The sequence below is a fragment of the Bacillus cereus group sp. MYBK5-2 genome (assembly GCF_051915685.1).
Taxonomy (GTDB): Bacteria; Bacillota; Bacilli; order Bacillales; family Bacillaceae_G; genus Bacillus_A; species Bacillus_A cereus.
Genome location: NZ_JBQAFE010000001.1, coordinates 1,166,278 through 1,187,532 on the forward strand (window position 1 = coordinate 1,166,278; position 21,255 = coordinate 1,187,532).

Here is a 21,255-nt window from a genome sequence, read left to right on the forward strand (position 1 = left end):
TATTTTTTATGAGCATTCTATTAGATTGTAAAACAGAATTAAATAAGGGAAAGAAACTAAAAATTGATAACTGTATAATAAAAAGCCTGTTTTCACAGGCTTGTATTTTCGTCTATTAGTAACTCCATTACAACACCTACAACTGGACCTTCATCATCAATATCCCCATTTAAGCGGAAACCAAATGATTCATACAGTCCCATTGCAAGTTTGTTGTCTGGATGTAAACTTAAGTAAATTATTTTACATTCAAATTTTTCTTGTAAGAATTGAATAAGTAAGCGAAGGAAACGTTTTGCGTATCCTTTTCCTTGATATTGTTGGTCAATCATAAAGCGATCGAGCCATACACTTTTATGTTTTACTGAATACCATCCATACATTGCGTATCCTACAAGTGTTTCGCCATCATATAAACCTACTGACGTTCCGTTTCCTTCATATAATGATTCTGCTAAAGAAAACGCGTTACTTTCAATAAATTGTTGCTGATCTTTTGTGACGTCTAAAGCAACTACTGAACGCCAATTTTTTGCTGTTACTTCACAAATGTGAAGATTCATAATTCCAACTCACCTTCTAAATTAATATAGCTTTCAAGCTAATATGGATAATTTTACTTGTTATTTTGGCCAAGTCAAGGATAAATACATAAAAAGGCAGCTGAATAACAGATTCAGCTGCCTAGAAAATATAATGGATTAGTTTGTTGCTTCTTTCAATGTATTTACGTTTTCTTCCATTAAAGTGAAGTAATCTTTATTATTTTTTGCATCATCTTCAGAAATAGTAGCTAAGTGATTTAAGCGTAAAACTTTTGTACCAGTTTCTTTTTGAATTACGGATGCTACTTTTGGAGTAGAGAACGTTTCGAATAAAATATATTTTAGATTATGTTCTTTTACTGTTTTTGTAATGTCAGCAAGCTGCTTTTGAGATGGTTCATCAGAAGCTGAAATTCCAGCGATAGGAATTTGTTTTAGGCCGTATCGTTGTTCCCAGTAACCATAGGCAGCATGAGAAACTAAAATTTCTTTCGTTTTTGCGTTCGCTACAGCTGCCTTAAATCCATCGTCTAAATCAGTAAATTTAGTTTGAAGTGCTGCAAAGTTTTTTTCAAATTCTTTTTTATGTTCAGGTTGTAATTCTACAAGTGCATTTTTAATTTTTTCTGCTTGTTTCATTGCTAGAGTAGGATCTAACCAAACATGTGGGTCTTTATCGTGATGATGTTCATCTTCTTTATGGCCATCTCCATGATCATGATGCTCTTCTTCAGTAGAAGCACGAAGCTCAATACCTTTAGATGCATTTACAATTTTAACATTTTCTTTTTGTAATGTTTTTTCCATTTTTTCAGCAAATGGTTCTAATTCAGCGCCGTTATAAACAAATAAATCGGCTTTTGCAACTTGTACTGTTTGTTTTTGACTTGGTTCAAATGTATGTGAATCTGCACCAGGTGGGTAAATTGCTTCAACATTTACATAGTCGCCACCAATTTTCTTTGCGAAATCAGCAAGTGGGAAAATCGTTGTATAAACTGTTAGCTTTCCATCTTTCTTGGCATTACTTTCTTTTTTATTTGAGCAGCCAGCGAAAATTAAGGTAAAAATAAGTAAGAATGAAAATATAGTCAATCTTTTAGGCATGAAGTTCTCCTCTTTTCTTTTTTACGGATATATTTTCCCCAATTATAGAAGAAAAATATCATTTTAATACAAAACGGAATAATTACGTTTTAGTTTGCGAACTTAGTATAATACATCTTTAATAAAGTTGCAATAAATAATAATCATTCCGATTTGTTTTTGTTATAAATTTGTCAAATATAGGTGTATTATTTTTGCAAATGCATGCATATGTGACAACGCTGTTTTCATATATTGAAAAGGAGGTAAAGAGGGGGATGAGCGCTTGGGTTACTTAATGGAAGCTATTTTATTAATATTAGCGGTAGTATTGCCATTATCTTTCGTATTAATTTTTTTAAGAAGATTAATAAGTAATTTAGGGGACGCTACAACAATAACGAAATTACAAGAGAGAGATGAGAAAAAAGAGTGAGTAAAGCACTATGCGTACGCATAGTGTTTTACTTGTGGTAAAATAAGAGCAGGAAACTCCTAAAGGTTGTATTTTACTGAAGGAGAGAAAAGTAAAATAAGAGGTATATGCATATATGAATAAGCGAACAGCGTTAATACTTGGTGCAAGTGGTTTAGTTGGACAAGAGATAACGCGTCTATTACTTGAATCAGATTACTACGATTCGGTTACTATTTTTGTAAGAGAGCCAATGCAATTGCAACATGAGAAGTTACAGCAGAAACAAGTTGATTTTTTGGTATTAGAGGAATATAAAGAGTTCTTTGCTGTGGATGATGTTTTTAGTTGCTTAGGAACAACAATAAAAAAAGCAAAAACAAAAGCAAATTTTAAAAAAGTAGATTATGAATATACGTTACGAGCTGCTTGTTTAGCTGAAAAACAAGGGGTACAAAATTTCCTTGTCGTGTCTTCTATGGGAGCGAATCCTAAATCATTTTTCTTTTATTCACAAGTGAAAGGGAAAATGGAAGAAGAATTGCAAAAGTTAGTGATCGGTGGTATTCACATTTTTAGACCATCATTATTAGTAGGAAATCGACAAGAATTTCGTTTCGGCGAACAAATGGCTGAAAAGTTATCTCGTATTATTCCTTTTATCTTTAAAGGGGCTTTCAAAAAGTATAAACCAATTTCAGCTAAAGATGTGGCGAAAGGGATGTATATAACCGCGCTGCGAGAAGAATCGGGTATCCATACTTATAATTCAAATGAAATTACAACGATAGAATAAATAAAACCGAGAAGAATGACTTCTCGGTTTTATTTATTCGTATGAATTTTCCCTGGCGCTCGCTTGTATTGATATGGTTCTTGCAATTCAAAGCCAAGTTCATTGGCCGCTATTCTCGGGAAGTACGGATTGCGAAGTAACTCACGTCCGATGAAAATTAAATCAGCTTCGTTATTGTTTAAAATTTGCTCTGCTTGTACTCCGGTCGTAATTAATCCAACTGCACCAGTTGCAATGTTAGCATGCTCTTTAATATGTTTAGCATATTGTACTTGATACCCAGGATAAACATCGATGCTTGCAGGGACAACAGCTCCAGAGCTACAATCGATTAAATCTACTCCTTGTTCTTTCATCCATTTTGTATACTGAACATAATCTTGAACTGTTAACCCTTCAGGATGATAATCATTTGCTGAAATACGGACAAATAACGGTCCGTTCCAAACTTCATTTATCGAGTCAATGATTTCGCGTAAGAAACGATAGCAGTTTTCAGGTGAGCCGCCGTATTCATCCGTCCGTTTATTAGTAAGTGGTGATAGGAATTCATTGATAAGGTAACCGTGAGCGCCATGTATTTCAATAACATCAAATCCAGCTTGTTTTGATCGTACTGCAGCTTGCTGAAAAGCTAATACAGTATTTTTAATTTGGTGTTTGCTCATTTCTATTGGCATTTTCATTGTTTCATTAAATGGAATGGCTGAAGGAGCTAACGCATCTGTTTCTAATTCTGCTTTTCTTCCGGCGTGAGCGAGTTGAATGGCAGCTTTTGCGCCGTTATCATGTATAAAAGTAGTCGTTTTATGTAAGCCTTCAATTAGGTTGTCATCCCAAATACCTAAGTCTTTGTTAGAAATTCGTCCTTCAGCTAACACCGCAGTTGCTTCAACCATAACTAAACCTACTTGGCCAGCAGCGCGAGTTCCATAATGAATGAGATGAAAATTCGTAACGCTGCCATCCTCATTCCCCGAGGAATACATACACATAGGCGACATAACGATACGATTTTTTAGTGTAACGTTCTTAATTGTATAAGGTGAAAAAAGCTTGGAATTCATCAAATAGCCTCCTTGATTGAATTTTCTTATATTTTACCATTCTCTTTTTTGTTTCTCTAATAAAACGCTTATACGAAAAATTTTGTATATTCGTGTTACAATGACTAATATGAACTGAATTGGAGGATGGCATATGTACCAGGCTTATTATGAAAGCGAATTAGGTTTGCTTGAAATTACAGCGAATCAAGAAGGAATTACGTCTGTTATATTTGTTGATGAACGACAAGAAGAAAATAAAAATGAAATGATAGAACAATGTATAAATGAGTTAGATGAATATTTTAAAGGGAAAAGAAAAGAGTTTACGGTCCCGCTGTCTGCGGAGGGAACAGCATTTCAAAAAAATGTATGGGATGCACTTTATACTATTCCATACGGCGTAAGTGCTTCATATTTAGATATTGCAGAGAAAGTTGGAAATATAAAAGCTGTACGGGCAATAGGAGGGGCAAATAGTCGGAATCCAATTTCAATAATTGTTCCATGTCACCGTGTAATAGGAAAGAGTGGAAAGCTTGTTGGATATGCTGGTGGTTTATGGAGGAAAGAGTGGTTATTAAAACACGAAGGTATTTTGAAATGACGTATGGATGGGAAGAGGGATTGTTTTGAAATGTATAAATTGTGGGCAACCTTGCGAGGAGGAACAGTTAAATTGTGCAAGTTGTCAGCGAAACTTGGATAATGAACAAGAGGAAGGTAGCTCGTTAATAGATAAAGAATTGGAAGTATATGTAGGGAGACAATATCCGTATTACAAAAGGAAATGGGATCTTGAGAATAAGCGGATTGCTAGATGGAGCTGGAATGGTTGGGCTGCTATTTTCAATATAGGCTGGCTAGGATATCGTAAGTATTATGTACCAGCTGCTTTATTTATGTTGTTATTAGTAGCGTGTGATGCATTTTCGTATTATATGGGATTTAATGTAGCGTTGCCAATCATTAATATGGTGCCTCTTACGTTTTTATTACTCATTTTTATTCTGTTTGGAATGGGGATTTTTGCAAATGGATTATACTATCAATTTGCGGAAAGACGTATATACCGAATAAAAGCAAGAGAAATAAAAGATAAATCAGTTGAAAACTATCTAATCAATGATAGCGGCGGAACGAGCAAAATGGGAGCGACAATTGTTACTATTTTAGCAGTTGCTAGCATATTTTTTAGTCATTTCTTTTTTCCGACTGATCGAGACGTTATTCAAAAGGTTCGTACAAGCTCGCTTTATGAATATCCTTTCTTTTCAATAGGTGAATCTTTCGAAAATTATTTTCAAAATTCAGGTTGGATATATTATCGTGGAACGGAAGGGTTAGAATTAGTAGAATTCCAAGGATATAACACCAGAACGCCAAGACAAAAGGTGAAGATTCAATTTGTTGTCGATTATAAATTAGGTGAAGTGGAACCATACTCACTTATGGTTAATGGTGAATCTAAAACTGAAGAAGAGTTTTTGAAGCTGATGGAAGAAATATTTAAAGTTCAAAATCCATTTGATATAGAGGATGGATTACAAGTAAATGCTATTCAAGAAAGCGGCTGGAAAGAAATTTCCGATCGCTTTTTTCTATGTTTGTTAAAATAAATATTTAAAATAATCAGAATCTTTTGTATAATGAAATATATTATATAGGATTTAACTTATACATATAGATTGGGGGAAGGAAGAATGAAGAGAAAGACAACAACAATTGCTGCACTTGCGTTAACGACGAGTGTATTGGTTGCAGGATGTGGGAATGGTGAGAAGGCTTCGACAACGAAGAAAGAATCGAATAAGGGAATGGCCGATAAACAAGTTTTAAATTTGCTAGAAACAGCTGAAATTCCTTCAATGGATACATCTAAATCAACAGATTCTGTATCTTTCCGTGTATTTGTAAATGCAATGGAAGGTTTATATCGTCTAGATAAAGATAATAAACCAACACCGGGTATGGCAAAAGATGTGAAGATTAGTGAAGATAAAAAGACATATACATTTGAATTACGTGATGCGAAATGGTCAAATGGTGATCCAGTTCGAGCACAAGATTTTGTATATGCATGGCAACGTACATTAGATAAAGCATTAGCGGCAGAATATGCATTCATTTTATTTGATGTGAAAAATGCACAGAAAGTAAATAAAGGTGAATTACCAGCAGATCAATTGGGTGTTAAAGCGAAGGATGATAAAACGTTGGTAGTAGAATTAGAGCAACCAGCACCTTATTTTCTTGAGCTTACGTCGTTCCCTACATTTTTCCCATTAAATGAAAAATATGTGAAAGAGCAAGGAGATAAATACGGATTAGAAGCAGATAAATTATTATATAATGGACCATTTACAATGAGTCAATGGAAACATGAACAAAATTATCAGTTGAAGAAAAATCCTAATTATTGGGATAAAGATACTGTAAAATTAGACGAAATTAATGTAAGTATTGTGAAGGAAACAAGCACGGGAGTAAATTTATATGATAGTGATCAAGCAGATCGAGTTATTTTAACTTCTGAATTTGTTGATAAATATAAAAAGAATAAGCCAGATGAATTTAAAACGAAGTTAGATCCACGCATATATTTCTTGCGTTTTAACCAAAAAAATGCAACATTTAAAAACCAAAAAGTACGTGAAGCGATTGATTTAGCATACGATAAAAAAGGAATTGCTGATGTCATTTTAAATGACGGTTCATTGCCAGCATATTTCTTAGTACCTGAAAAATTCACGACAGGTCCGGATGGAAAAGATTTCCGCTCTGTAAATAAAAACTTCCGTGATAGTAAAGATAATGCAGAGAAAGCAAAAAAATTATGGGAAGAAGCGAAGAAAGAGCTTGGTCAAGATACAATTACGGTTGAATTACTAAACGATGATAACGGTAGCCGTAAAAAAGTAGGCGATTTTATTAAGGAAGAACTAGAGAAAAACTTGCCTGGTATTAAAGTAAATTTGAAACAGCAACCATACAAGCAGAAGCTAGATTTAGAAAAGAAATTCCAATACGAATTCTCATTATCTGCATGGAGCCCTGATTATCCGGATCCAATGACTTATATTGATATGTTTGTTACTGGAAGCTCATTTAATGAAATGGATTATTCTAATCCGAAGTATGATGATTTAGTAGCGAAATCAAAAGGAGAGCTATTAAAAGATGATAAAGCACGCTGGAATGCACTTGCGGAAGCTGAAAAAATCTTAATTGGTCAAGACGCAGCAATTTCTCCTACGTACCAACAAAGTACAGCTTATTTAGAGAAGCCGTTTGTAAAAGGCATTGCTAATCATACGTTTGGCGGGGACTTCAGTTATAAATGGGCATATATTACAAAAAAATAGTATAATGAAAGGTGAGTGAATTTTCGCTCATCTTTTATTTGTATAAGGAGGAATTATAGTTGTTAAGGGGAATCAATCATATTTGTTTTTCGGTATCTAATTTAGAAAACTCTATTATGTTTTATGAAAAAGTATTAGAAGGAGAATTATTAGTTAAAGGAAGAAAATTGGCTTATTTTAACATATGTGGAGTATGGATAGCGCTTAATGAAGAGACGCATATTTCGAGAAATGAGATTCATCAATCTTATACGCACATTGCATTTTCTGTTGAACAAGAAGACTTTAAATGTCTAATACAGCGATTAGAAGAAAATGATGTTCATATTTTACAAGGAAGAGAACGTGATGTAAGAGATTGCGAATCTATATACTTTGTTGATCCTGACGGTCATAAATTTGAGTTTCACTCAGGGACACTGCAAGACCGTTTAAATTATTATAGAGATGAGAAACCTCATATGACATTTTATTAGGGAGGGATAGCATTTGCATGCACTTGTAATTGGTGGAACAGGAATGCTAAAGAAAGTTTCTATGTGGTTTTGTGAGAAAGGATTTTATGTTTCTATTATCGGGCGAGATGAAGTGAAATTAGAAAATGTTAAGCGAATGAGTTCTGCACCAGAAAATATTACATGCCTTTCGTTAGATTATCATAATGATGAAGATGTAAAGCTAGCTATTAAAAGTACAATTGAGAAAAATGGCCCAATCACATTAGTTGTTGCATGGGTACACACAAGTGCAAAGCATGTACTATCAAATATTTGTAAAGAACTAGATTTGTCGTCTAAAACATATAGTTTATTTCATATTTTAGGTAGTAAAGCATCACGTATGCCTGCACAAAAAATAGGGAGTACGCGATGTATTTATCATAGAATTATTTTAGGTTTTATTTTAGAAGATACATATGGAAGATGGCTTACTCATGAAGAGATAGCTGATGGAGTTATAAAAGGGATTGAAAGTAAACGAGCGGAGTGGATTGTAGGGAGAGTTGAACCGTGGGAATTACGACCAACATGGTGAGGGGGAGTAAGAAATGAAAACAACTATATATGTAACAAGGCATGGTGAAACAGAGTGGAATGTAGCGAAGCGAATGCAGGGACGGAAAAATTCTGCTTTAACTGAAAATGGTATAGTTCAGGCGAAACAATTAGGGAATCGAATGAAAGATTTACCAATCCATGCGATCTATAGTAGTCCGAGCGAAAGAACACTTCATACGGCAGAGTTAATAAAGGGGGAACGTGATATACCCATTATAGCGGATGAGCATTTCTATGAAATCAACATGGGTATATGGGAAGGACAAACAATCGCGGATATAGAAAACCAATTTCCAGAAGAAGTGCATCTGTTTTGGAATGAGCCACATCTTTTTCAGTCAACATCAGGCGAAAATTTTGAGGCCGTTTATGAAAGAGTAATTGAAGGGATGCAGCTTCTTTTAGAGAAGCATAAAGGACAAAACATATTGATTGTTTCTCATGCGGCAGCAGCAAAATTACTTGTAGGGCATTTCGCGGGAATTGAAATAGAAAATGTGTGGGATGATCCATTTATGCATAGTGCCAGTTTGAGCATAATAGAATTTGAAGAGGGTATTGGTAAAGTGAAACAATTTGCAGATATAAGTCACTTTCAATAAATGTAAAAAAGGCCGCAAAACGGCCTTTATTGGGTGGTATAAAAACTAGCAGTTACGTTTTTTATACCAGAAGTGATCGAATTTCTTATTTTTGCAAGATGGGAATTTATGTCCGCCTTTGCAATCATTCCATTTGTGTCCGCTATCGTGACAGTCTTTACCATGATCACATGAATCATCGCAAGAGTGACCGTGTCTGTTAGGGAAGAATTCGCATTTTTTACAGAAACTTCGTTTTGTCCAGAAAAATTTCTTTTCAAAGCGTATGCATTTTGTAATGAATGTACAATGTTTTCTGCGAGTACGTTTTGTAACTAATACGCATTCTTTTCTACGCGTTACTTTCGTAACGAACGTCCATTTTTGAACACGTACACGTGTACATTTCGTAACAAATGTCCATTTTTTTACGTGCGTACATTTTGTAACGAACGTACAATGTTTCACGCGAGTACATCTTGTTCTTGGACATTTACCCCCAGTTGTACATTTACATCCAGTTGTACAATGATGATGAGTGAATTTATCATCATCGCATTCAAAAGTACTTGGATCTTGGTGTAAGAAATCCTCCATCCCAGCACTTTTGATTTCTTCAACAGCTTTTCTAATATCACGTTTCATAGAAATCCTCCTTATCATGTATTAAAGTGAAAAGGTATTCTTTTTCCTTAACATGATATGTATGTAGGCATCTTTCTGAACAGGACAAGAGTGTAATTTTATATAAATAGATGATTGCGGATGTATGGACAAGACAAGGCGCATACATTGAATGAAGAGAACTGAGAAGGGATGAGAAAACATGCTGCCTTCATATGATTTTTTTGTTCATCCAATGTACTTAGTGGAATTGAAAAAGGACATTTGGTCAGATAGTCCAGTGCCAGCAAAATTAACTTATGGAAAAAAGAAGTATGATATTGATATCGTATACCGAGGAGCTCATATTCGCGAATTTGAGAAAAAGTCTTATCATGTTATGTTTTATAAGCCTAAAAAATTTCAAGGTGCGAAAGAGTTTCATTTGAATTCGGAGTTTATGGATCCGTCTCTCATACGAAATAAATTATCTTTAGATTTTTTTCATGATATTGGTGTACTTTCGCCAAAATCACAACATGTATTTATAAAAATTAATGGTCAAATTCAAGGTGTGTATTTACAGTTAGAATCGGTTGATGAAAATTTTTTGAAAAATAGAGGATTACCGAGTGGTTCTATTTATTATGCGATAGATGATGATGCGAATTTTTCATTAATGAGTGAACGAGATAAAGATGTTAAGACAGAGCTCTTTGCGGGTTATGAATTTAAATATTCGAATGAAAATAGTGAAGAACAACTGAGTGAATTTGTATTTCAAGCGAATACTTTGACGAGGGAAGCCTATGAAAAAGAAATTGGGAAGTTTCTACATGTAGATAAATATTTACGATGGTTAGCAGGAGTTATTTTTACGCAAAACTTTGATGGTTTCGTTCATAACTATGCACTATATCATAACGATGAAACAAATTTATTTGAAGTTATACCGTGGGATTATGATGCGACTTGGGGGCGAGATGTACAAGGGAGACCACTTAATCATGAATATATTCGCATTCAAGGGTATAATACGTTAAGTGCAAGATTGCTAGACATACCTGTATTTAGAAAGCAGTATCGAAGTATTTTGGAAGAAATATTAGAAAATCAATTCACAGTTTCGTTTATGAGGCCGAAAGTAGAAGGGTTGTGTGAATTGATTCGCCCATATTTACTACAAGATCCATACATGAAAGAAAAATTAGAAACATTTGATCAAGAGGCTGATATGATTTATGAATATATAAATAAAAGAAGAAAGTATATACAAGACCACTTACATGAATTAGATTAATTTTGAAAGAGATTGAAACGTTATCAATCTCTTTTTTTTGTATAATAAAGATGTATCAATAAAAATGAAGTAATATATTTGATAGAGAATGGGGATGCGGATATATGACGATTAAATGGATTGATTGGGTAAAACAAATACAATCTATAGCTCAAGCGGGTTTAACGTATTCTAAGGATGTGTATGATATTGAGCGTTTCCAGCAATTACGAGATATTTCTATTTCAATGATGTCACATTACACGAAAACAGATTGGGAAGTCGTAGAGAAATTATTTGCACGTGAGACAGGCTATCAAACACCTAAAGTTGATATAAGAGCGGTTGTTTTTCAAAATGAAAAGTTATTATTTGTGAAAGAAAAAAGCGATGGGAAATGGGCATTGCCAGGTGGATGGGCTGATGTCGGTTATACGCCAACCGAAGTTGCAGCAAAAGAGGTTTTCGAAGAGACTGGTTATGAGGTAGATCATTTTAAGTTACTAGCTATATTTGATAAAGAAAAACATCAACCCTCTCCATCGGCGACGCATGTATATAAGATTTTCATTGGATGCGAGATTATTGGTGGAGAAAAGAAAACTAGTATTGAAACAGAAGAGGTGGAGTTTTTTGGTGAAAATGAATTGCCTAATTTATCAATTGCTAGAAATACAGAAGACCAAATTAAAGAGATGTTTGCCTACATGAAGGACCCGCAGAAAGAGAAATTAATAGATTAATCCTGCTTGAATTGTACATATTGTTAAAATGAAGATATTGGCAGATTGCAGCCTTTATGTAATAATGGGATGGTATGTGAAGAAAAAAGGAGATAAAAAAGAACATGTTAGCAAACATAATAGATCAGTTATTGCAATTTTTTGCAAGCTTAGGTTACTTTGGAGTAGCTCTTGCTTTAATGATTGAAGTAATCCCGAGTGAAATTGTACTTTCGTATGCTGGCTTTTTAGTAGCGAATGGTAAAATTAGTTTTGTGGGTGCAGTTATCGCCGGAACGATTGGTGGTACTTTAGCGCAAATCTTTTTATACTGGCTTGGATACTACGGAGGGCGTCCGGTTGTAGAGAAATATGGGAAATATCTACTTATTAATAAACATCATTTAGACATAGCGGAAGGTTGGTTTAAGCGTTATGGAGCAGGCGTAATATTTTCTGCGCGCTTTATCCCAGTAGTACGTCATGCGATCTCTATTCCAGCAGGGCTAGCTAAGATGCCATTAAAACTATTTACACTTTATACGGTTGTAGCGATCATTCCATGGTCAATTCTATTTATATACTTAGGTGAAAAACTTGGTGGGAATTGGCGACAAATTAAAGAGTATGCATCTGATTACACACATTACATAATTATAGGAGCTGTTCTTTTTATTGCTCTATACTTTGGTTTAAAGTATTTCAAAAAGAAAAAAGCAGCGCGTTAAAGTCAATGATTTTTCATTGGCTTTTTTTGTTTGTTTCGGTTCTAAAGAAAAGGAGTTGTCCATAATGTGTAATAATAAAGCGTAGCGGAGGAATGTGATGAAAGGGTCACCGTTTATACGTGGAACGATATTTTTAACGATGGCAACGATGATATCAAAAATGTTAGGGTTTATATATGTTATACCATTTACAGCGATGGTCGGTACGAGTGGTTACGTTCTATACACATATGCATATCGTCCTTATACCATCATGCTCAGTATAGCAACAATGGGATTACCGCTAGCTGTTTCAAAGATGGTATCAAAATATGATCAACTGAATGATTATCATACGGTTAAGAGAGTGTTGAAAAGTGGAATCGTGTTTATGTTTATAATGGGAGTCATTTCGTGTTTTACGTTATATATGCTAGCTCCGCATTTAGCTAAACTTGTCATCGATGGGAATGATCAAACGGGGAATAGTGTAGGAGCGGTTACTACTAATATTCGAATTGTAAGTTTTGCGTTAATACTTGTGCCAGTAATGAGTTTATTAAGGGGCTTCTTTCAAGGATTCCAATCGATGGGGCCTTCTGCATTAAGTGTAGTTGTAGAGCAATTTTTTCGGGTTTTAACCATTTTAATAGGAAGCTTTGTCGTTTTATATGTTTTAAAAGCTTCTGTTTCGCTAGCAGTTGGTATTTCAACGTTCGGTGCATTTATGGGAGCTGTAGGTGGCTTAACTGTTTTAAGTGCGTATTATATAAGAAGGAGAAGGCACTTAAAGAAAAAAGAGATGGAAAGTATACCACAAACAACGAAATCTTTTTTCTCATTGTATAAGGAGCTCTTTACATATTCTATTCCTTTTGTTGTGGTGGGCTTAGCAATTCCGTTGTATCAGACGATTGATACATTTACAATTAATAAACTACTTATACAAATAGGGTATATGCAAGGAGAAGCGGAAAAAATTAATGCGATAATTGGTCTTGTTCAAATGGTTGTGCTTATCCCGGTATCCGTTGCGACAGCTTTTAGTATGTCTCTCGTACCAGAGATGACGAAAGCTTACACAGCAGGAAATACGAAGCTATTGTACAAACATTTTACGAGAACAAATGTATTAGTAGTAGCAATTACGGTACCGGCGGCAATTGGAATGATGGTGTTAGCCAAACCTGTATATACTCTTTTATTCGGTGCTGGAAATGATCCAGAGATGGGGAGAATCATTTTACAGTATTATGCTCCTGCTTGCATACTATTTTCTCTTTTTACAGTAACGGCTGCTATGCTACAAGGAATCAATCAACAGCAGAAGACGGTGCTAGGACTAGTGATTGGAATTATTGTGAAGATAGTTTTAAATATTGTATTGCTTCCGTATTTCGATTATGTAAGTTTTATCATTTCAACATACGCGGGCTATACGATTTCAGTCGGGTTTAACTTGTGGATGCTTTCTAAATATGTTATAAAGGCAACATAAGCTTTTAAGGCAGAGAGCACTCTGTCTTTTTCTATGTTTATCCCGCTTTAACGGGCAGTGAGACCCTCACCTCAAAATTCAGCGAAAAAAAGAAGTTTGGTTGGGGGCGGATAACCCGTAAAAGCCCGATTTGTAAGGGCTAATAATTGGTGAGGATGAAGCCCCCCACTGATTAAAGTTTCACTTTATAATATTTTTCTTATAAAAACGTTTTCAAAATAATTTTTCTATTGAAATTTAAACGTATGTTTCATATGCTGAGAATGGCGGTTTAAAAACTGTGATTTAAGAGAGGTAGATTCCTACATGTAAAAAGAATCGGGGTGATAGTATGTTAAATATATATTTAACAGACCGAAACGGAAAACTACAAGAGATTGAGGAAATGCAAAAGGGGTGCTGGATTAATGTACTTCATCCAACAGAAGAAGAAATTCAATATCTAGTACAAACTTTAAATGTAGACTTAGATTTCATTAAAGACCCTTTGGATGATGAAGAACGCTCTCGTATTGAAAAGGAAGACAATAATACTTTAATTATCGTGGATATTCCGACAGTTAGACATGATGAAGAAGGAAATTCGATTTATGACACGATTCCAATAGGTATGATTGTGATGCCGGATTGTTTTGTTACAATCTGCTTAGAAGAGAATCCAATTTTTGAACGTTTTATTAATCAACGTATTAAAGAATTTTATACGTTTAAGAAGACGCGCTTTGCACTTCAGCTCTTATATACGATTTCTACTTATTATTTAAGATACTTAAAGCAAATAAATCGAAAAACAATTGATTTAGAGCATCAATTAAATCAGTCAATGAAAAATAAAGAGATTTTCACATTGTTAGGCCTTGAGAAAAGTTTAGTATACTTTACAACGTCATTAAAGGCTAATAAAATTGTAATTCAAAAGTTAATGCGTAATAGTACATTTTTAAAAATGTATGAAGACGATCAAGATTTATTAGAAGATGTATTAATTGAAAATAAACAGGCTATTGAAATGGCGGAAATATATAGTCACATTTTAAGTGGAATGATGAATACTTTTAGCTCCGTTATATCAAATAATTTAAATAGTGTTATGAAACTGTTAACGTCAATTACGATCATTTTATCTTTACCGACGATGGTTTCTAGTTTCTTTGGAATGAACGTAAAGGTTCCGTTTGAAGGGGAAGCCCACGGTTTTGTAATTGTACTCATCATATGTGTAACACTATCTTTCACGTTAGCTTTTGTTTTTTGGAAGAAACGTTACTTTTAACGATAAGAAAGCTGCTCTAGCATAGTTATATAACTACGCTAGAGCAGCTTTTTTGCTATGAAATCTCAAATTTTGAATAGAATATAACTTGTACAATGTAATGTATATAAAGGGTATGTATGCCATATAAACCTTGTTCAATTAATGAAATGGGGTTAAAATTACATATTGTTAATGAAAAGTTGGAGGAAATACATCATGGAATTGTTTCAATTACCGAAAGCATTCCTGCAAATGAATACAATTTTTATCTCCATATTGATCGAAGCACTTCCTTTCGTGCTCATTGGTGTATTTATTTCAGGATTCATTCAAATGTTCGTGACAGAAGATATGGTGGCAAAATGGATGCCGAAGAACCGATTTCTGTCTGTTTTATTAGCTACTTTTTTAGGTATGTTGTTTCCAGGTTGTGAATGTGGAATTGTTCCGATTGTAAGACGATTAATTGGAAAAGGCGTTCCACCATACGCAGGGATTGCATTTATGTTAACTGGACCTATTATTAATCCAGTTGTATTATTTGCTACTTATGTTGCCTTTGGGAGTAGTATGCACATGGTATGGTATCGTTCTATTGTAGCGATTATCGTAGCCATTATCGTTGGAATTATATTATCCTTTATGTTTAAAGAACATCAATTAAGAGATGATCACTTCCCAGAAGTGAATAATAAGCGTCCACTGCGTAAAAAAATGTGGGATGTATGTACACACGCTGTTGAGGAATTCTTCTCAATGGGAAAATATTTAGTACTAGGTGCGTTAATTGCAGCAGCGGTACAAACGTTTGTACAAACTTCAACACTTCTTGCTATTGGACAAGGTCCGTTTTCTTCATCAGCTGTTATGATGGGACTTGCTTATATATTATCACTTTGTTCAGAGGCAGATGCATTTATCGCTTCTTCGTTCCAAAGTACGTTTTCAACAGCTTCACTTGTCGCGTTCCTCGTTTACGGACCGATGGTGGATATTAAAAATATGTTTATGATGCTTGCGACATTTAAAACTAAATTTGTAATTGTTGTTATAGTTACAGTTACTCTTGTTGTTTATGCAAGCTCACTACTCATTTATGCGATGGGGTGGTAGGTTATGTTTCGAGCATATATATTATTAGGTTTTACAATATTAATTGCGCAGCTTCATATTTCCGGTAACATTACGAAGTATATCAATATGAAGTATGCCTATTTATCAACAACAGCAGCAATTATTTTAGGTTTCTTAACGATTATACAAATTATCGTCGTTTTCCAAAAAGAGCACCAAAAGGAAAAAGAGAAAAATGATTGCAGTTGTGACCATAGCCATTGCGGGCATGATCATTCAAAAGATGAGAATACATGGTGGAAAAAAGCATTTTCGTACTCCTTGTTTTGTTTTCCAATTATCTCAGGGTTATTTTTCCCAATTGCGACGTTAGATTCGGATATTGTTAAAGCGAAAGGATTTCACTTTCCTGTTGCACAAGCAGAAAGTAAGGATCCATTTATGACAAGACAATTTCTAAGACCTGATACGAGCATTTATTACGGGAAAGAAGGATACCGTGGTGTAATGGAAAAAGGGAAGAAAGAGTTTGTTACGAAAGACAATATTAATTTGAAAGATGAAGACTTCCTAAAGGGTATGGAAACAATTTATAATTATCCTGGCGAGTTTACTGGGAAAAAATTATCTTTTAAAGGGTTTGTTTTTAGGGATGATTCTTCTAAAAAAGAACAATACTTCTTATTCCGTTTCGGTATTATACATTGCGTAGCAGATTCTGGTGTGTATGGTATGTTAGTGAAAAAGCCAGAAGGCGTAGAGTGGAATAATGATGACTGGATTCAAGTAGAAGGAGAGATAACTACTGAGTTTTATCAGCCGTTTCATGCGAATATTCCTGTATTAGAAGTAACAAAATGGAATAAAGTTGAACAGCCGAAAGAACAATATGTATTTAGAGGAGCCGATTGATAAAATCGGTTCTTTTTTGTGGACTAAAAGTTCTGAATGTTGTTAATATTAAACGTGTAGTTCATTTAGTATAGTGATTATTGAAATATTAGGGATAAATCATTAAAGGGGTGATAACAATGACAGAAGTAAAGGGGAAAACAGCCAATGAGTCAAGGGTGTTCAAAACGAGCCGAGTATTCCCAACAGATTTAAATGATCATAACACGCTATTTGGTGGGAAGATATTAGCGGAGATGGATATGGTTGCTTCTATTTCAGCATCCAGACATTCGAGAAAGGAATGTGTCACAGCATCTATGGACTGGGTCGATTTCTTACATCCTGTTCGTTCTTCAGATTGTGTTAGTTATGAATCTTTCGTAATTTGGACGGGAAGAACTTCGATGGAAGTGTTTGTGAAGGTAGTAGCTGAAGATTTAATTTCAGGTGAGAAGCGTATAGCGGCAACGTCATTCGTTACTTTTGTGGCACTTAGTAAGGAAAATAATCCAGTTCCAGTACCGCGTGTTATCCCTGAAACAGAAGAAGAGAAAGAATTACATCGTATTGCTGTGTTACGTGCAGAACAGCGTCATATACGTAAGGCAGAGAGTAAGAAAGTAGCCACATTGTTAACCTTTTGAGATGAATATTTAGCCATTTAAGTTACTATAGCAGTCGGAAATGGTTTTAAAATGAAAAGCGGACACCTAAAAATAGGTGTCCGCTTTTATAGTTTTTTCATCCACATATCATATGACAGTAGCTACTTAGCAGAAGCAAGCAGCACCGACGATGATTAAGAGGATAAATAATACGACTAATAGCGCAAATCCATTACCATGTGCGAAGCCCATTGTTATTTCCTCCTTTTATTTTAAGATACAACATACAATATGCAAATGAGCTATTGTTTGATATGGACATATATCATGCAATGACATATTTTCTTGAATGATAATGTAATAAAAAAGGGAAGATATAGAAATAACAGTAAGTGGAGAAAGGAATTTATCCATGAAGCACTTTTTCGCTATAATCCTTTGTTTAATAGGTGTATTCATTTGGATGAACATCGATGTGGAAATGGGGAAGGAAATGGCTAGTGAATATGAATTAGGACAAGTTCGATTAGGTGAATTTCAATTATATACGAACGGTGAAGAGTTATATAGAAAATTATTTGAGGATATAAACGATGCAGAAAAGTATATATATATCCATTTTTATATTGTAGGAAAAGATGAAATAAGCCAAGAGTTTTTACAGTTATTAGAGAAAAAAGCATCTAGCGGAGTAGAAGTGAAATTGTCAGTCGATCGGATAGGTGGATATAAGCTGAAGAAAAAGGTAATTAGCCGATTAAAGGAAAACGGTGTGAAGTTTACATTTAGTAAAAAACCGAAACTGAAAAATGTGTTCTATTCTTTGCATCAACGGAATCATAGACGTATTGTTACGATAGATGGAAAGGTATCATATGTCGGTGGTTTTAATATCGGAAAGGAGTACCTTGGACAAAATCCAAAGTTTGGGCCATGGCGTGATTATCACGTGCGCATCCATGGTGAGGGTGCAGCGGATATGGAAAGAAAGTTCGCCGAAGATTGGAAAGAAGATACAGGAGAAAAAATGCCTATACATGAAAGTATACCTACATTAGGGAATGTGAAATATCAATATTTATTTTCAAATGGAAAAGGCTTATGGGAAAAGTATGGGGCACTTTTAAAAAAGGCTAAAAAGTCTTTAATTATCGCTACACCATATTTTGTACCAAGTAAAGAAATGGTGAAAGAGTTAAAAGCTGCATTAAATCGTGGTGTTAATGTGAAAATTCTCGTGCCATTTAAAAGTGATGCCATATTGTTAAAACAAGCTGCCTATCCATATTTGAAAGATATGTTACATGCTGGAGCGGAGATTTATCAATATCGAAATGGATTTTTTCATGGGAAAGTAACAATTATTGATGGAGAAATTGTTGATATTGGGACAGCGAATTTTGATAATAGAAGTTTTTATTTAAATTGTGAGTCTAACTGTATCATATATGATAAAACAGTTGTTGATGAAGTATGGAGTCGATTACAGGTAGACTTTCATAAATCAAAACGATTTTCTGAAGAAGATTTTGAGAAAATTAGTAGATGGGATTGGTTTTTAGCGAGAATAGCGAATGTTTTAGCATCATATTTATAGTATATGGACAAAAGAGAAGGGAGGCGCTTTAATGGACTGTATGAAAGAATTAATGAAATATAGTTATATGCTAATATACAAGGTTGGAGAGTATGCTGGAAAGGTCAGAGACGAAGAATTAAAAAATCTATTACAGCACCATTTACCATATATGTTACAAGCATATAATGAACAAGTAAATTTTCAAGAAGGAGAGAATGTGCAGCATATAACCTGTGAAACAATGGAGTTTGATTTGCATGAAATGGGAAAGGAAACAGTTAGTAAATATACAGGGGATATTCATATTGCAACCAGTTATATTGCGCATTTGAAACGATTAGCTTTAAAGTTTGCTCAAGTTGCAGTGGAAGTTGCTAACCCAGAGTTTCGCTCATTTTTGGAAAATTGTTTCCTGAAAATGAACCGTTACGCTTATAGTGTGTGGCAATATGTTATGAAGAAGGAATATAAGATTACACATCTATATGAAAATGAAAAGTTTGCATGAGAAACTAAGGCGAAATGGTATGCGCCTTAGTTTTTTTTACGTCTATTGAGAGAAAAAACTAGTTTTATTGTGTATCGATTGGAAATGAAATATATAAATTAAAATTAGGTTTTGTTATCGGAAAATTTACAAAAATTTACCGTATATTTACTGTTTTTCAATCTCTCCTTTAAAAATAGAGAGTAATATGAGGTTGTACATATTCTATCACAAGGAGGAAACGCAAATGAACAAATGGGTTAAATCATTAACTGCTATGGCACTTGCAAGTTCTTTATTAATGGTAGGTTGTAGTAAAGGTGAGGACAAGAAGAAAGAAGACGACACAACAACACAACAAGAGGACAAAAAGGATAAAGAAACAAGCGGAACCGAGAAGTCTACTGATTCTAAAGAAAAGAAATAAAGTAATAATAAAGCTTCCTCTTATATATGAGGAAGTTTTTTTGTTGTAAATTGACTGAGATTATTGAAAAATAGAAAGAGAATGAAAGAGGGGGAAAACAAATGAAAGTATGTATATTGGGAGCAACAGGACGAGTAGGTTCAAACATAATTAATTTAGCATTAAAGGATTCAGCTGAAGTGACTGCATTAGCGCGTGATTTAAATAGAATAGAAATACAACATGAAAGGTTAAGAGTGATAGAAGGGAATGTATTGAACGAAAATGATATAAAGAAAGCGATAGAAGGAAGTGATATAGTAATTAGTGCACTTGGAACGGATCAAAATGGAACATTAGCGAAGAGTATGCCACAAATTATAAAGAAAATGGAAGAAGATGGGGTTCGTAGGATCATAACAATAGGAACAGCTGGTATTTTACAAGCAAGAACAGATCTAAATTTATATCGTTTTCAATCAACGGAATCAAAAAGGAAAACGACAACGGCAGCGGAAGATCATTTGGCTGCATATAAGGTACTAAGTAATAGTAATAATTTATGTTGGACAGTTGTTTGTCCGACACATTTAATAGATGGTGAGGCGACAGAGGTATATCGAACTGAAAAAGATATATTGCCAGAGGGTGGATCAAAAATTACAGTGGGTGATACAGCACACTTTGCATGGGATCTATGTAAGAAAAATATATATGAAAATAGTCGAGTAGGTATTGCATATTAAAAAACCATCCCGAAGTCGGGATGGTTAAAAGATGATATAACACAAGAAGATGATAATCATAATGATTTGGAGAATTGCTTTCGCTACTGTACTGCTTAAAAAACCAACTACAGTAGCGACTCCAACTAGAAAAGCATCTTTTGGCGATTTTTTATGTACTAGTTCTGATATAAATACTGATAAGAACGGTATGATAATAAGTCCGAATGGTGGGAAGAAGAACGAGCCGACAATGATAGAAATCATTCCGACACGTTCACCCCATTTAGAACTACCGTATTTTTTTAAGAAATATCCATTTGCAATAAAATCAGCAACGAAAATGAAAAGAGTGAAAATGACTTGAATAATCCAAAAAGAAGTTGTTAATTCGCCTCCATTTATACCGAAATGGTAAATCAAATATCCAGCCCAGACAGCTAGTATGCCAGGGATAATTGGATAAATAAAGGCGAGAAATGAAACAACGAAACAGGCAATGATACAAATTGTTAATAAAACAGTCACT

The 21,255-nt window shown here is 34.3% G+C and carries 26 protein-coding genes; 20 read left to right on the forward strand and 6 right to left on the reverse strand.

What is annotated here, in order from left to right:
* Positions 1–92 precede the first annotated feature (92 nt).
* Complete coding sequence (locus tag ACTFP3_RS06225; RefSeq protein WP_221839539.1) at positions 93–563, reverse strand: GNAT family N-acetyltransferase; 471 nt, start codon at positions 561–563, stop codon at positions 93–95.
* Positions 564–701: 138 nt separating this feature from the next.
* Positions 702–1,652, reverse strand: coding sequence for a metal ABC transporter substrate-binding protein (locus tag ACTFP3_RS06230; RefSeq protein ID WP_001126148.1), 951 nt, complete (start codon positions 1,650–1,652; stop codon positions 702–704).
* Positions 1,653–1,917: 265 nt separating this feature from the next.
* Between ACTFP3_RS06230 and ACTFP3_RS06235 the strand changes: the two genes are divergently transcribed.
* Positions 1,918–2,067: a hypothetical protein gene (locus ACTFP3_RS06235; protein ID WP_000540932.1), complete on the forward strand. Its 150-nt coding sequence runs from the start codon at positions 1,918–1,920 to the stop codon at positions 2,065–2,067.
* 115 nt (positions 2,068–2,182) lie between these two features.
* Complete coding sequence (locus ACTFP3_RS06240) at positions 2,183–2,842, forward strand: oxidoreductase (protein WP_001042733.1); 660 nt, start codon at positions 2,183–2,185, stop codon at positions 2,840–2,842.
* Between the two features lie 29 nt (positions 2,843–2,871).
* Here ACTFP3_RS06240 and namA read toward each other — a convergent pair whose 3' ends face one another.
* Complete coding sequence (gene namA / locus ACTFP3_RS06245; protein ID WP_016122352.1) at positions 2,872–3,909, reverse strand: NADPH dehydrogenase NamA; 1,038 nt, start codon at positions 3,907–3,909, stop codon at positions 2,872–2,874.
* Between the two features lie 133 nt (positions 3,910–4,042).
* Here namA and ACTFP3_RS06250 point away from each other — a divergent pair, with 133 nt between their 5' ends.
* The 6 genes from ACTFP3_RS06250 (at position 4,043) to ACTFP3_RS06275 (ending at position 8,913) form a co-directional block, all read left to right on the forward strand.
* A complete protein-coding gene (locus ACTFP3_RS06250; RefSeq protein ID WP_000283907.1) occupies positions 4,043–4,495 on the forward strand; it encodes a methylated-DNA--[protein]-cysteine S-methyltransferase in 453 nt (150 codons plus the stop codon).
* 7 nt (positions 4,496–4,502) lie between these two features.
* Entirely contained in the window at positions 4,503–5,507 is a 1,005-nt protein-coding gene (locus ACTFP3_RS06255; protein WP_440009675.1) for a DUF2628 domain-containing protein, read from the forward strand.
* 84 nt (positions 5,508–5,591) lie between these two features.
* A complete protein-coding gene (locus ACTFP3_RS06260; protein WP_000824276.1) occupies positions 5,592–7,253 on the forward strand; it encodes a peptide ABC transporter substrate-binding protein in 1,662 nt (553 codons plus the stop codon).
* Between the two features lie 59 nt (positions 7,254–7,312).
* Entirely contained in the window at positions 7,313–7,729 is a 417-nt protein-coding gene (gene fosB / locus ACTFP3_RS06265; RefSeq protein ID WP_000943774.1) for a FosBx1 family fosfomycin resistance bacillithiol transferase, read from the forward strand.
* Positions 7,730–7,742: 13 nt separating this feature from the next.
* The gene (locus ACTFP3_RS06270; RefSeq protein ID WP_000543106.1) at positions 7,743–8,288 is read left to right on the forward strand and encodes a short-chain dehydrogenase; all 546 of its coding nucleotides are present in this window, start codon (positions 7,743–7,745) and stop codon (positions 8,286–8,288) included.
* 13 nt (positions 8,289–8,301) lie between these two features.
* Complete coding sequence (locus ACTFP3_RS06275) at positions 8,302–8,913, forward strand: phosphoserine phosphatase 1 (RefSeq protein WP_000858832.1); 612 nt, start codon at positions 8,302–8,304, stop codon at positions 8,911–8,913.
* A gap of 45 nt (positions 8,914–8,958) precedes the next feature.
* Here the strand turns inward: ACTFP3_RS06275 and exsB are convergent, their stop codons facing one another.
* Positions 8,959–9,537 (reverse strand): exosporium protein ExsB, encoded by a 579-nt coding sequence (gene exsB, locus ACTFP3_RS06280; RefSeq protein ID WP_000817498.1) that lies wholly within the window; start codon positions 9,535–9,537, stop codon positions 8,959–8,961.
* Positions 9,538–9,718: 181 nt separating this feature from the next.
* Here exsB and cotH point away from each other — a divergent pair, with 181 nt between their 5' ends.
* The 8 genes from cotH (at position 9,719) to ACTFP3_RS06320 (ending at position 17,568) form a co-directional block, all read left to right on the forward strand.
* Positions 9,719–10,795, forward strand: coding sequence for a spore coat protein CotH (gene cotH, locus ACTFP3_RS06285; RefSeq protein WP_326036038.1), 1,077 nt, complete (start codon positions 9,719–9,721; stop codon positions 10,793–10,795).
* Between the two features lie 104 nt (positions 10,796–10,899).
* A complete protein-coding gene (locus ACTFP3_RS06290; RefSeq protein ID WP_000153583.1) occupies positions 10,900–11,517 on the forward strand; it encodes an NUDIX hydrolase N-terminal domain-containing protein in 618 nt (205 codons plus the stop codon).
* A 104-nt stretch (positions 11,518–11,621) separates the two neighbouring features.
* A complete protein-coding gene (locus ACTFP3_RS06295) occupies positions 11,622–12,224 on the forward strand; it encodes a DedA family protein (protein ID WP_000880691.1) in 603 nt (200 codons plus the stop codon).
* A 97-nt stretch (positions 12,225–12,321) separates the two neighbouring features.
* A complete protein-coding gene (locus ACTFP3_RS06300; protein WP_000678845.1) occupies positions 12,322–13,701 on the forward strand; it encodes a putative polysaccharide biosynthesis protein in 1,380 nt (459 codons plus the stop codon).
* 331 nt (positions 13,702–14,032) lie between these two features.
* Positions 14,033–14,974: a magnesium transporter CorA family protein gene (locus ACTFP3_RS06305; protein WP_000932389.1), complete on the forward strand. Its 942-nt coding sequence runs from the start codon at positions 14,033–14,035 to the stop codon at positions 14,972–14,974.
* Positions 14,975–15,172: 198 nt separating this feature from the next.
* A complete protein-coding gene (locus tag ACTFP3_RS06310) occupies positions 15,173–16,069 on the forward strand; it encodes a permease (protein ID WP_000418716.1) in 897 nt (298 codons plus the stop codon).
* A gap of 3 nt (positions 16,070–16,072) precedes the next feature.
* On the forward strand, positions 16,073–16,942 hold the full coding sequence (locus ACTFP3_RS06315) for a TIGR03943 family putative permease subunit (protein ID WP_000488043.1): 870 nt from the start codon (positions 16,073–16,075) through the stop codon (positions 16,940–16,942).
* A 119-nt stretch (positions 16,943–17,061) separates the two neighbouring features.
* Positions 17,062–17,568 carry an acyl-CoA thioesterase gene (locus ACTFP3_RS06320; protein WP_000141164.1) on the forward strand — a complete coding sequence of 169 codons (507 nt, stop codon included), beginning with the start codon at positions 17,062–17,064 and terminating at the stop codon, positions 17,566–17,568.
* A 126-nt stretch (positions 17,569–17,694) separates the two neighbouring features.
* On the opposite strand, the gene ACTFP3_RS06325 is transcribed toward ACTFP3_RS06320, so the two are convergent.
* A complete protein-coding gene (locus ACTFP3_RS06325; protein ID WP_000505094.1) occupies positions 17,695–17,781 on the reverse strand; it encodes a YjcZ family sporulation protein in 87 nt (28 codons plus the stop codon).
* 160 nt (positions 17,782–17,941) lie between these two features.
* Here ACTFP3_RS06325 and cls point away from each other — a divergent pair, with 160 nt between their 5' ends.
* The 4 genes from cls (at position 17,942) to ACTFP3_RS06345 (ending at position 20,747) form a co-directional block, all read left to right on the forward strand.
* A complete protein-coding gene (gene cls / locus ACTFP3_RS06330) occupies positions 17,942–19,126 on the forward strand; it encodes a cardiolipin synthase (protein WP_002023919.1) in 1,185 nt (394 codons plus the stop codon).
* Positions 19,127–19,157: 31 nt separating this feature from the next.
* A complete protein-coding gene (locus tag ACTFP3_RS06335) occupies positions 19,158–19,616 on the forward strand; it encodes a spore coat protein (RefSeq protein ID WP_000340527.1) in 459 nt (152 codons plus the stop codon).
* Positions 19,617–19,842: 226 nt separating this feature from the next.
* Positions 19,843–20,022, forward strand: coding sequence for a hypothetical protein (locus ACTFP3_RS06340; protein ID WP_001045960.1), 180 nt, complete (start codon positions 19,843–19,845; stop codon positions 20,020–20,022).
* A gap of 101 nt (positions 20,023–20,123) precedes the next feature.
* Positions 20,124–20,747, forward strand: coding sequence for an NAD(P)-dependent oxidoreductase (locus ACTFP3_RS06345; protein ID WP_000861645.1), 624 nt, complete (start codon positions 20,124–20,126; stop codon positions 20,745–20,747).
* 24 nt (positions 20,748–20,771) lie between these two features.
* On the opposite strand, the gene ACTFP3_RS06350 is transcribed toward ACTFP3_RS06345, so the two are convergent.
* Positions 20,772–21,254: a DUF456 domain-containing protein gene (locus ACTFP3_RS06350; protein ID WP_440009682.1), complete on the reverse strand. Its 483-nt coding sequence runs from the start codon at positions 21,252–21,254 to the stop codon at positions 20,772–20,774.
* Position 21,255: the final 1 nt, after the last annotated feature.